We start from the raw sequence: 12,279 nt of genomic DNA, 5'->3' as shown, positions 1-12,279 counted from the left end.
CAGACTCGCTCATCGAGATACGCTCCACTTTATCCGTCTTCGCCGGCAGGCCACGCACGGGCAGCCACAGAAATGCACACTACGGAAACTCGAACACGCGCCCAAGCCCCTAAGGCCCCCTAGGGGCCCCAGACTGCGATTACGGGTGTACAAGGGGCGGCACATCCGTGGTACCAAAACCCTGGATAGCTCTAGCCGACAGGGGACTGATTCACGTGAACTTGAGTGCCGAGAATTACGCGCAGCGGCCTGCCGAGCGAATTCATGAATTCATGCTCGCCCCGGTCGCATTCGCTCCGGAACGGCCCGCCGTGGTCGAATCCGACGGGGTCGGCGGGCTGGTCACCACCACCTACCGGGAACTCGCCGACCGGGTCGACAGGTACGCCGCCGCACTGGTGGATCTCGGCCTGGACATCGGGGACCGGGTGATCCTGGAGTCGGACACCTCAGGGCACGCGATCGCGCTGCTGCTGGCCTGCTCCAAGGCCGGTGTCGCGTTCGTCCCGGTCAGCCCGGAGACCCCGGACAAGCGACTGCACTCGATCATCTCGACCACCGCGCCCGCGCTGCACCTGCAGAGCCCGACCGGCGACCGGCAGGGCATCCCGGCCGAGGTCGGCACCGCCAGGTTCGGGCCGAACGGCCTGTCAGTGGAGCGCCCGCCGGTGGCCCGGGTGCGGCACCGCCGGGAGGCGTCCGCCACCGACCCGGCGTACATGATCTTCACCTCGGGCACCACCGGACGGCCCAAGGGCGTGGTGATGAGCCACCGCGGCGTGGTGGCCTTCTACCGGGGCATGCTGGCGGCCGGCATCGTCGGCACCGAGGACCGGGTGGCCACCACCTCGCCGCTGCAGTTCGACTTCTCGCTGCTGGACATCGGCCTGGCGCTGGGCAGCGGTGCCACCGTCGTGCCGGTGCCGCGCGCCGCGCTGCCCTGGCCACGGCGCTTTCTGGCCTTCCTGAACGAGGCCGAGGTGACCCAGGTGAACGGCGTGCCGTCGATCTGGCGCGGCGTGCTGCGGCACGAACTCGCCGGGCTGGCCGAGCTGGAGAAGCTGCGAGGCGTGCTGTTCTGCGGCGAGGACTTCCCGCTGCCCGAGCTGCGGCTGCTCCAGCGGGCCCGGCCGACCGCCCGGCTGGTCAACTGCTACGGCGCCACCGAGTCGATGGCCGCCTCCTTCACCGACGTGCCCAACCCGCTCCCGGACGACCTGGAGAAGCTCTCGATCGGCTTCGCCTACCCGGGCGCCGAGATGACCATCGTGGACGAGGACCAGGTGCCGGTCACCGAGCCCGGCGTGGTCGGCCACATCCACCTGCGCGCCCCGTCGATGTTCACCGGCTACTGGGACGACCTGGAGGCCACCCGGGCGGCCCAGGTGCCCGACCCGCTGAACCCCAAGTCAGGACAGCTGGTGCTGCGCACCGGCGACCTCGCCTACCAAGGCGCCGACGGCGAGCTGTACTTCTGCGGCCGGGCCGACAACCAGGTGCAGATCCGCGGCAACCGGGTCGAGCTGGGCGAGGTGGAGCGCCGGATCCTGGAGTTCCCCGGGATCACCGCGGCCGCCGCACTGGTGCTGCCGCGCGCCGACAAGGAGCCGGTGCTCGGCGCGTTCGTGGTGACCGCCAAGGACGCCGAGCAGATCAGCGAGAACGAGATCCGGGCCTTCTGCAAGGAGACCCTGCCGGCCTACATGACCCCGCACGAGCTGCGGGTGGTGGACAGCCTCCCGGTCACCCCGAACGGCAAGATCGACCGCAAGGTGCTGGCGGCCAGCGTCGTCTGACGCCACGTCAACCCGAACGGCCCCGACCTCCTGGGAGGTCGGGGCCGTCGGCGTATCAGGTGCTCAGGCCAGTACGGCCTCCAGCTCGGCGGCCGCCTGCCTGGCCAGCAGGCCGCGGTCCACCTTGCGGTTGGCGTTCAGCGGGAAGTCCTCGACGTGCCGGTAGTGCCGGGGCACCATGCTGTGCGGCAGCACCTCGCGCAGCTGGCGGGCCAGTTCGGCCGGCGGCGACTTCTCGCCAACGTAGAAGACCACCAGCTCGGTGCCGTTCGCGCCCTCCCTGGCCACCGCCACCGCGTCCTGCACCCCGGCGCAGACCCGCAGGGCGTGGTCGATCTCGGCCAGCTCGACCCGCCAGCCCTGCACCTGCACCTGGGCGTCCAGCCGGCCGAGGTAGACCAGCACCCCGTTTCCGTGCTGCCGCACCCGGTCTCCGGTGCGGTACCAGCGGCGGCCCTCGTGCTCCAGGAACCGGCCCTGGTCGTCCGTCGGATCGAGGTAACCGGTGGTCATCTGCGGCCCGGTGATGCAGAGTTCGCCCTCGGTCAGCGAGGGCACGCCGTTCGGGGCGATCAGCACGAAGTCGTGCCCCTCGTGCACCAGGCCGATCGGGGTGAGGCCGTTCACGCAGAGCACCGGCGAGGTGTCCCGGTCCCAGCGGTAGCCGGTGACGGTGACGGTCAGTTCGGTCGGGCCGTAGATGTTCTCCAGGGTGGAGTTCGGCGCGGCGTCCTGCCAGTCGGTGGCGTCCGCGGCCCGTAGCGCCTCGCCCGCGAACAGGCTCCAGCGCAGGCCGGGCATCGAGTCCGGCTTCAGCCCCCGGGTGCGGCGCACCAGCGAGATCGCGCTCGGCGTGGAGAACCAGACCGTCACACCCTGCTGGGTGAGGTAGCCGGGCAGGTCGTGGTACGCCTCGTTGGGGAGCGCCAGCAGGGTGGCACCGGCGCCCCAGGCGCAGAACATGTCGAAGACCGCGCAGTCGAAGTTGACGTCGAAGGTCTGCGAGAAGATGTCATCGGCGTTGAAGTCGTAGCGCTGGTCGAGCAGTTCGAAGTAGTGGTGGGTGGAGCCGTGGCTGATCGGCACGCCCTTGGGGGTGCCGGTCGAGCCCGAGGTGAACAGCACGTACGCCCGGTCGGTGGCGCTGACCGGGCGGGGTTCGGTGAGCGCGTCCCGCTCGTCCAGGGCGATCCCGCGCAGCGGCAGGCCGCGCAACTTCCCTTCCTCGTCCAGCCCGTGGCCGGGGGCGAGCACCGGCAGGTCGAGACCCTCGGCCGCCATCTCGACCAGGTTGGCCAGGCCGAACCGGTCGGCCACCACCGCCTGGACCCCGGCCACCTCGAGCATCCGGCGGGTCCGGGCGACCGGGAAGTCCGAGCGCAGCGGCACCACCGTGCGGCCGGTGTAGAGCCCGGCCAGGATCGCGACGTACGCCTCGACCCCCTTGCCGGCCAGCACCCCGATCACCTCGGGCGGCTCACCGGGGCCGGCCAGCAGGGCGCCCGCCCAGCTCAGCGCACGGCGGTGCACCTCGGTGTAGGTCAGCGACTCGGCACCCAGCCGGACCGCCAGGCGGTCGGGTGAGACGGCCAGTCCACGCAGGAATCGGGCGTGCAGCGCAGGCCCGTCGGTCAGGTTCATTCTTGCCTCCAGGAGAGGGGTGGTAAGGGGTTGCGGCCCGCACTCCCGGCGCGGGTATCGTCGAACGCGCAAGACATCCTGGAAATCCCGCCCAGGTCGGGAATCGACATTCGGAGTCAGCATGTGGGACAAGAAGTTCGAGAACACGATCCGTCGGCACCTGCCGTATCTGGAGGCCGGTGACGAACTGCGGCCCGACGTCAGTCTCCGCGAACTGGGCCTGGACTCGATGGGCACCGTGGACCTGCTCGCCTCACTCGAGGAGACGTACGGTGTCGAGTTCATCCACGATTTCCTGAACTCCGAGACCTTCTCCACGGCGGAGACGCTGTGGAACGCGATCTCGAAGCTCGGTGCTCCGGCTGTCTGACCGTCACAGACGTCGGCCCGAAATTCCCTCCGGAATCCTGGTGATTCCGGAGGGAATTTCCTTTATGCAGGGACCCGGCGGCGCGGTTGCATCGCGGTCCGCGGGTTGACCGGGACCACCTCGAAGTTCCGGGTGGTGGCACCCACCCGGCCGAACAGGCCGTCCGGGCCCGACACCTGGACGGTGCCGATGCCCAGCCGCCGGAAGGTCTCCACCACGGCCGGCCAGCGCACCGGCTTCACGTAGCCGTCCAGGATCATCGTCCGGACGCCCGCGCCGGTGGTGAGCACCGAGCCGTCCTGGTCCGCCACGATCGGCAGCACCGGGTCGGCGAAGGTCAGCCGGTCCACCACCTCCGCCTCGACCCGGTCGCGCAGCGCGCCGAAGGCCGAGGAGTGCATCGGCGGGTTCATCGTGTACAGCGGCAGGCCGCCCATCGCCCGCAGCCGGTCCTGCAGCCAGTCCACCCGGCCCTCCCGCAGCGAGAGCATGTAGAAGTCCTCGTCGATGTAGCAGGAGATGTCGTACCACTCCCCCTGCTCGTCCAACTCGGCCAGTACCTCGGCCAGTCGGGCCTGCGGGGTGCGGGTGAACGAGTGGGTGACGATGTCCCGGTGCTCGACCGCGAAGTACTCGTCCTCGCAGCGGGCCATCTGGGCGGTCGCCCAGACCGCCTCGGCGAAGTCCAGCGACCCCGAGTGCACGGCGGCCGCCTTGCTGCCGAAGCTCGGCCCGGCGATCAGCTCGGGGCGGCCGTCCAGCTCCGCCTCGGCCCACTGGGCGAGCGCGACGCAGTTCACCAGGAAGGCGACCTGGGCGTACTCCGAGTAGTCGCTCTCACTGGCCCGGTAGCGTGCCAGCAGGTCGTATCCGAGGGTCTCCCCGGCGGTCGCCACCAGCTTCCGGGCGAACGGGTTGAGCAGCATGAACTTCGCCACGTCCGCGAACTGCGACGGCCCCATGCCGGGGAAGATGATCGCGGTGCCGGGCCGGTCTTCGGCCTTCATCTCGGGTTGTTCCCTTCAGAGTTGGTGGATCGGTCAGCCGACGAGCTTGGTGAAGGCTTCCTCGATCCGGGTCAGCACGTCCCGGATGTGCGGGAGCGACAGCGGGTCCTCGGCGTCCAGGGCGAGCTGCTGCTCCTCCCGGGTGTGGCCGTACAGCAGGCTGGTGGCGGCCTTGAAGCGGAGCGCCCCGGAGTCGTCGCCCAGGTTGTCGCCCGCCAGCACCACGATCCCGAACTCGTCGAACAGGTACCGGAAGAGCGACTGGGCGTCGGTGATGCCCTTGGCCTCCAGCACCGCGCGCTTCGGCTCGAAGTCCGGGTAGACGTAGAACCCGCCGGTCGGCGGGCGGCAGGTGGCGCCGGCCCCGATCATGATCCGGTACACCGCGCGGGCCACCGCCCCGTGCAGCCGGGCGCTCCTGGCGAACCGGTCACGCACCTCCGGCGGCTCGGAGAAGGCGTACGCCGCGACCTCCTGCATCGGGATGGCCAGCGTCGACCAGACCTCGCTGGCCAGCGAGATGACACCGTCCCGGACGCTGTTGCCCCAGGTGTTGTCGGGGAACCGGGCCACGCCGATCCGCCAGCCGCCGAGCGCCAGCGTCTTGCTCAGACCGTTGGTGACGATGGTGCGCTCCGGCAGCACCTCGGCGGGGCTGAGCACCGGGGTGGCCGGGTCGTGCACCACGTCCCGGTAGATCTCGTCGGAGATCAGGTAGAGGTCCTCCTCCTCCGCCACCGCGCAGATCTCCCGGACCAGTTCGGGGGAGACCACGGTGCCGGTCGGGTTGTCCGGGAGGGTGAGCACCACCAGCCGCGGGTTGCCGCCGGCCGCGCGCGCGGCCCGGACGGTCTCCCGCAGCTTGACCGGGTCCGGCACACCGCCGCACTCGGCCGGGATGTCCACCTCGTACACCTGCTTGCCGGCCAGCAGGCCCTGCGGCTTGTAGGTGTTCCAGGCGGGCTTGGGGATCACCAGGTCGCCGGGGACGACGAACTGAACCGCCATCAGCAGCGGCTTGCTGCCCGGAGCGACCACGACCTGCTCGGGCTCGGTCGGCAGGTTGCGGCGGCTGAAGTAGCCCGCCGCCTCCCGCCGGACCGCCCGGCCGCCGGGCACCGCCCCGTAGGCGTTCTCCCCGGAGCTGGCAGCCAACTGCCCCTTCAGCGCCGGGTGGACCGGCAACCGCGCCTCGCCGAAGGCCAGATGGACGATCGACTCGCCCCTCGTCCGGCGCTCCGCCACGTCGTTGTTGAGGTCCAGGTTCGGTGACACTTTCCGGCCGGCCATCGCCAGCTCCTTCCACTGTTTTCTGCCGTTGCGCCCAGACCTTGCGCCCCGGGCCGGGAGGAGAGTCCCGCCGCCTCTCCGGGGGTGCTCAGACCCCCTGCACCGCTGCCCTGATGTCGGCCGGGGTGGTCTCCGCCAGCTCGAGCTCGTCCACCCAGGAGGCGGTCTCCGAGAAGTGCGCCTTGAACGGGCGGCCGACCAGCTCGGGGTCCCGGGCCTGGAGCAGCCGCAGCTGGAAGTACTTGCCCTGCGGGGTGTCCTCGATCCCGTCCACCGCGACCTTGCCCGGCTTGGCGGACATCACCGGACCGCGCACCGTCCGGGCCAGGCCCGGCAGTTGACGGTAGGCGGCCTGGAAGATGCCGACCGCCTGGGCCAGCGGCACCTTGAAGTAGTCGTGCGGGCCGGTGTCCCGCTCCACGAACATGTAGTACGGCACCACACCGGCACCGAGCTCCCGGCGCCACAACTCGGCCCAGGCGTCGGCGTCGTCGTTGACCTTGCCGATCAGCGGGGCCTGGCCGTAGACCAGCGCGCCGGTGGAGCGGATCCGCTGCAGCGCCCGGCGGGCGATGTCGGTCTCCAGCTCCCGCGGGTGGCTGAAGTGGCCCATCACCGCGAGGTTGCGGCCCGAGTCCACGATCTTCTCGAACAGCCAGAGCACCTCGTCGGCGTCCTGGTCGGTGACGAACCGCTGCGGCCAGTACGCGACCGACTTGGTGCCGATCCGGATGGTCCGGACGCTGTCGATCGCCAGCAGCGGCTCCAGGTGGCTGCGCAGCCGCTCGGTCGACATCACCATCGGGTCGCCACCGGTGACCAGCACGTCGGTCACCTGCGGGTGCGCCTTCAGGTACTCGACCAGCTGACTCGGGTCCGGCGCGGCGAACTTGAGGTCGGCGTCACCGACGAACTGCGCCCAGCGGAAGCAGTAGGTGCAGTACGCGTGGCAGGTCTGCCCCTGGCCGGGGAAGTAGAGCACCGTCTCGCGGTACTTGTGCTGCATGCCGGCCAGTTCGACGCCGTCCAGCCGGGGGACGTTGAGCTCCTTCTGCCCGGACGGGTGCGGGTTCAGCCGCGAGCGGATGTCCTGCACGGTCTCCCGGAGCTGGAGCTTGTTCGCCGGGTCACCGGACAGCACGCTGAGCCGCTTCTCGTCCTCGATCGACAGCATCCCCGGCTGCGGGAAGACCAGCTGGAAGATCGGGTCGTTCGGGATGTTGGTCCAGTCGATCAGCGAGGAGAGCACGTACTCGTTGACCCGGAACGGCAGGACCTGCGAGATCATCCGGACGGTCTCCTGGAGGTGCGCAGGAAGTCCGTAACGGCTGGCGATCTCGTCGATGTGTCTTGGGCCGAACGCTTTGAATCGTTCCGTGGTGGGAAATTCGAGGGTCAGCAGGGACATTCGGACATTCCTCCGGTCTCATGGGCCCGCCTGTGGGAGTGGGCCCCGGCATAGGTGTGCAACGCGGCCTGACTACCTTGAACCCGGCGAATCCAGTGACGGCTCGGGGACTTGACTCGCGGTAGTTCGGAGACTAGTCGGGGGCCGTAATTGCCGACCCCCCTGTTCGGTCCCCTAGCCCGCCCGCCGACCCCTGGACGGCCGGTCAGTGAATCCGGCTCAGATAGCTGCTCAGCACCTCGAGGAACTTCTCCGGCTCCTCAAGGTGCGGCATGTGGCTGGAGTTCTCGAGGATCTCCCAGCTCACGTCCGGGATGAGGTCGGCGTACGGCTGGACGGTGGCCGGGGTCGCCTCGTCGTAGGCGCCGGAGATCAGCAGGGTGGGCACCGCGATGTTCTCGATGCAGTCCGTCACACCCCAGTCCTTCAAGGTGCCGATGACGTGGAACTCGCTCGGCCCGTTCATGGTCCGGTAGACCGTGGGGTCGTTGTAGACCTCCATGAACGAGGCCATGAAGTCCCTCGGCCAGGGGTCCAGCCGGCAGACGTGCCGCAGGTAGAACGGCATCATCGCGTTGAAGTACTCCTGGCTGTCGGTGGTCCCGGCCGCCTCGTGCCTGTGCAGGGTCTCGTTCACCTCGGGCGGCAGCGCGTCGCGCAGCACCTTGGCCTCCTGCAGCCAGAGCGGGTACGACGCCGGGGCGTTCGCCACCACCAGGCCGCGCAGACCGGCCGGGCGGCCGGCGGCGTGCTTCGCCGCCAGCAACCCGCCCCAGGACTGGCCGAACAGCACGTAGTTGTCGGATATCCCCAACGCGCCGAGCAGGTTGTCCAGTTCGTCGAGGAAGAGCTCGACCGTCCAGAAATCCGCACCGCGGTCCGGGAGATGGGTCGAACCGCCGTTTCCGATCTGGTCGTAGTGCACCACCGGCCAGCCCTGCGCCGAGAGTTCGGCGAGATTCAGCAGATAGTCGTGGGTACTGCCGGGACCGCCGTGCACCGCGACCACGACCGGCTTTCCCGATTTCAGGTCTCCGGTCACCCGGTACCAGGTCTTGTGTTCACGGAACGGCACGCTTCCCTTGGCACTGGGCGCCAGAGCCATCGCTACCCCGATTCCTTTCGCTGTTCGTGCGCCCGGCGGCCGACTGTTCGGCCGCCGGTCGCTCAGTCGTCGATGGAGAGGCCCTCGAAGGCCATGCTGATCAGGCTGTCGGCGTCGAGCCCGTCGATCGAGCCCTCCTGGTCCGCCGGGCCGTCCTGGTCCGCTCCGCCGTCGCCGACGGCCGACTCGCCGCCCAGCTCCAGCAGTTCGTCCAGCAGGCCGGCGATCCGCAGCCGGTCGATCGGGATCTCCCGCAGGATGCGGCGGATCCGGTCCTCCTCGGTGCCGACCGCTCCGCCCTGGTCGGCCCCGGGCTCCGGGACCAGCACCTCACCCAGGTGCAGGGCCAGCGCCCGGGCGTTCGGGTAGTCGAAGACCAGCGTGGCCGGCAGCCGAAGGCCGGTGGCCGCGTTGACCTGGTTGCGGAACTCGACCGCCGACAGCGAGTCGAAGCCCAACTCCTTGAAGGCACGGTCGGGTTCGACCGCGTGACCGCCCGCGTGACCGAGGATCACGGCCGCCTGGGTCTGCACCAGCTCCAGCAGCACCTCGGCCCGGTCGGCTGCCGGGAGGCCGTTCAGCCGGGCCAGCAGGCCCTCGGCGGAGACCGCTCCGGCGGAGACCGCTCCGGCGGCGGCCGCGGCCGCCCGGCGCGGCCGGCTCCGGACCAGGCCCCGGAAGACCGGCGGCAGATCCTCGCCCGCCTCGGCCAGCGTCCGCAGGTCGAGCCGGATCGGCAGCACCGCCGGACTCGCCAAGGTGCCTGCCACGTCGAACAGTTCGAGGCCCCGCTCGGTCGGGATCGCCCCGATGCCGACCCGGCCCATCCGCCGGACGTCGGCCTCGGCCAGCTCACCGGCCATACCGCCGTCGGCCCACAGGCCCCAGGCCAGCGACTGGGCGGGCAGACCGTGGGCCCGCCGGTGTGCGGCCAGCCCGTCCAGGAAGGCGTTCGCCGCCGCGTAGTTGCCCTGCCCCGCGTTGCCGAGCGTGCCGGCCGCCGAGGAGAAGAGCACGAAGGCGGTCAGGTCCATCCCGCTGGTCAGCTCGTGCAGGTTGAGCGCCGCATCCACCTTCGGGCGCAGCACCCGGTCCATCCGCTCGGGCGTCAGCGAGCCGATCGCACCGTCGTCCAGGACACCTGCCAGGTGCACCACACCGGAGAGTTGACGGCCGGTCAGCAGCTTGGCCACCGACTCCCGGTCGGACACGTCGCAGGCGGCCAGCTCCACCTCGGCACCCAGCCCGGCCAGTTCGGCTCGCAGGTCGGACATCCCGTCGGCGGCGGCGCCGCGCCGGCTGACCAGCAGCAGGCTGCGGACCCCGTGCTCGGTGACCAGGCGGCGGGCCACCAGGCGGCCCAGCAGACCGGTCGCACCGGTGACCAGCACCGGGTCGGTGGCCGCCCGGTCGAAGCGGGTGGCGGGCGTTGTCACCTGGCTGTCGACCGGCACCCGGGCCAGCCGGCCCGCCAGGACCGTGCCGCCCCTCACTACCAACTGCGGTTCGGCGGTGGCCAGTACGGCGGCGAGCGCCTCGGCCTCCCCGGCCCGGCCGGTGTCCAGGCCGGGGTCGAGGTCGGCGAGCACGATGCCCTCGGGGTTGCTCAGTTGGGCGGCCCTGACCAGGCCCCAGACCGCCGCACCGGCCAGGTCGGTGACGTCCTCCCCCGGCAGCGCGATCGCACCCCGGGTGAGCACCGCCAGCGTGGCGGCACCGAAGCGCTCCTCCTGCGACCAGGCCTGGAGCACCGCGAGCACCCGGTGGGTGGCGGTACGGACCGCCTCGGCGTCGTTGCCGCCCTCGACCCGCAGCACCACCAGCTCGGGCACCGCGGCCTCGGCGGCCGCGACCGTCTCCCAGTCCACGGCGGAGACCGGCACGACCGGTCCTGCCGGGGTCACCGGCATCCAGTCCAGGGTGAACAGGCTGTCATGGAAGGCCGTCCGGCCCGCCGCCAGCTGCTCGTCAGTGACCGGGCGGGACACCAGCGAGCGTACGGCGGCCAGCGGCTTGCCGACGGCGTCGGCGAGAGCCAGCGCCACGGTGTTCTCGCCCGACGGCGAGATCCGGACCCGGACGGCGGCCGCACCGGCCGCGAAGAGCTCGACACCGGACCAGGAGAACGGCAGCACCCGGCCGCCGTCACCCTCCGAGGCGTCGTTGGCCAGGATCGCCGCGTGCAGGCAGGCGTCCAGCAGCGCCGGGTGAAGCCCGAAGCGGGCCGCCTCGGTGTGCGCCTCGGCCGGCAGCGAGACCTCCGCGAGGATCGACTCACCGTCCTGCCAGACCGCCCGCAGGCCCTGGAACGCCGGACCGTAGCCGAAGCCCATGGCCAGCAGCCGCTGGTACCCGTCCTCGATGTCCACCGCCGTCGCACCGCTCGGCGGCCAAGCGGTCAGGTCGAACGACGGGGCCTGGGCCTCGTCGGTCAGCAGACCCTCGGCGTGCAGGGTCCAGCCCGCACCCTCGTCGCCCTCCGGCCGGGAGTGGACGGTGACCGGCCGGGCACCCGTCCCGTCCGCCGCACCGACCGCGACCTGGAGCTGGACGCCCCCGCGCTCCGGCAGCACCAACGGCGCCTGGAGCGTCAGCTCCTCCAGCACCCCGCAGCCGAGCTGGTCACCGGCCCGGATCGCCAGCTCGACGAAGCCGGTGCCGGGGAAGAGTGTCGTCTCCCCCACCACGTGATCGGCCAGCCAGGACTGGGCACCGGTGGCCAGCCTGCCGGTGAGCACCAGGCCTGCACCGTCCGGCAGTTCGACGGATGCACCGAGCAGCGGGTGCTCGACGGCGTCCTGACCGACGGAGGCGACGTCGTTCACCCCGGCCAGCGCGTCCACCCAGTAGCGGGTCCGCTGGAAGGCGTACGTCGGCAGATCCACCCGGCGGGCACCGGAGGCCGCGAAGAACGCGGGCCAGTCGACCGCCACACCGGCGGCGTGCAGTCGGCCGAGCGCGGTCACCAGCGTGGCCGGCTCCGGACGGTCCCTGCGGACCGCCGCGACGAACAGTGCGCGGTCGGACTCGACGCTCTGCTGGGCCAGCCCGGTGAGGATGCCGTCGGGGCCGATCTCCACGAACCGGGAGACTCCGCGCGACTCCAACTCCCGGACGTTGTCAGCGAATCGGACCGCGTCACGGACGTGACTCACCCAGTACTCCGGGTCCGTGACGTTGCCGGTGGTCACCATCGGGGTCTTCGGCTCGGTGAAGGTCAACCCGCTGACCACGGCACGGAACTCGTCCAGCATCGGGTCCATCAGCGGGGAGTGGAAGGCGTGCGAGACGCTCAGCCGCTTGGTCCGCTCGAAGCCCTCGGCGATCCGCAGCACCGTGGCCTCGTCACCTGAGACCACCACCGAGCGGGGGCCGTTGACCGCCGCGATGCTGACGTCAGCGGTCAGCAGCGGGAGGATCTCCTCCTCGGTGGCCTCGATCGCCACCATGGCACCGCCCGCCGCCAGTTCCTGCATCAACCGGCCACGTGCCGAGACCAGCTTCGCCGCATCCGCGAGCGAGAACACCCCGGCGACGTGCGCGGCGGCGATCTCACCGACGGAGTGCCCGGCCAGGAAGTCCGGCCGCACACCCCACGACTGCACCAGGCGGAACAGGGCGACCTCGAAGGCGAACAGCGCACTCTGCGTGTTCACCGTGCG

7 protein-coding genes and 1 pseudogene are annotated in these 12,279 nt (G+C 70.9%); 2 read left to right on the top strand and 6 right to left on the bottom strand.

The genetic code is table 11. The annotated features are described in order from the left end of the window. Nucleotides 1-272: 272 nt before the first annotated feature. The gene (locus ACXJMZ_RS22900; protein WP_457031953.1) at nt 273-1,796 is read left to right on the top strand and encodes a D-alanine--poly(phosphoribitol) ligase; all 1,524 of its coding nucleotides are present in this window, start codon (nt 273-275) and stop codon (nt 1,794-1,796) included. A gap of 63 nt (nt 1,797-1,859) precedes the next feature. On the opposite strand, the gene ACXJMZ_RS22895 is transcribed toward ACXJMZ_RS22900, so the two are convergent. Next, on the bottom strand, nt 1,860-3,437 hold the full coding sequence (locus tag ACXJMZ_RS22895) for an AMP-binding protein (RefSeq protein ID WP_457031924.1): 1,578 nt from the start codon (nt 3,435-3,437) through the stop codon (nt 1,860-1,862). A gap of 121 nt (nt 3,438-3,558) precedes the next feature. Here ACXJMZ_RS22895 and ACXJMZ_RS22890 point away from each other — a divergent pair, with 121 nt between their 5' ends. Then, complete coding sequence (locus tag ACXJMZ_RS22890; RefSeq protein ID WP_057230120.1) at nt 3,559-3,807, top strand: acyl carrier protein; 249 nt, start codon at nt 3,559-3,561, stop codon at nt 3,805-3,807. A gap of 62 nt (nt 3,808-3,869) precedes the next feature. Here ACXJMZ_RS22890 and ACXJMZ_RS22885 read toward each other — a convergent pair whose 3' ends face one another. The 5 genes and pseudogenes from ACXJMZ_RS22885 to ACXJMZ_RS22865 all read right to left on the bottom strand — a co-directional run. Beyond that, nucleotides 3,870-4,814 carry an ACP S-malonyltransferase gene (locus tag ACXJMZ_RS22885; protein ID WP_457031923.1) on the bottom strand — a complete coding sequence of 315 codons (945 nt, stop codon included), beginning with the start codon at nt 4,812-4,814 and terminating at the stop codon, nt 3,870-3,872. Nucleotides 4,815-4,847: 33 nt separating this feature from the next. Then, nucleotides 4,848-6,104: a pyridoxal phosphate-dependent aminotransferase gene (locus tag ACXJMZ_RS22880; protein WP_457031922.1), complete on the bottom strand. Its 1,257-nt coding sequence runs from the start codon at nt 6,102-6,104 to the stop codon at nt 4,848-4,850. A gap of 88 nt (nt 6,105-6,192) precedes the next feature. Continuing rightward, the gene (locus tag ACXJMZ_RS22875; protein WP_457031921.1) at nt 6,193-7,512 is read right to left on the bottom strand and encodes a KamA family radical SAM protein; all 1,320 of its coding nucleotides are present in this window, start codon (nt 7,510-7,512) and stop codon (nt 6,193-6,195) included. Nucleotides 7,513-7,717: 205 nt separating this feature from the next. Further along, the gene (locus ACXJMZ_RS22870) at nt 7,718-8,617 is read right to left on the bottom strand and encodes a proline iminopeptidase-family hydrolase (RefSeq protein ID WP_457031920.1); all 900 of its coding nucleotides are present in this window, start codon (nt 8,615-8,617) and stop codon (nt 7,718-7,720) included. A 62-nt stretch (nt 8,618-8,679) separates the two neighbouring features. Continuing rightward, nucleotides 8,680-12,273 (bottom strand): annotated as a pseudogene (locus tag ACXJMZ_RS22865) (SDR family NAD(P)-dependent oxidoreductase); the annotation flags it as partial. Between the last annotated feature and the right edge of the window lie 6 nt (nt 12,274-12,279).

Source organism: Kitasatospora sp. P5_F3 (genome assembly GCF_054049135.1).
Note: the sequence above shows the minus strand (reverse complement) of the source record. Positions and strands in the feature narration are given on the sequence as shown.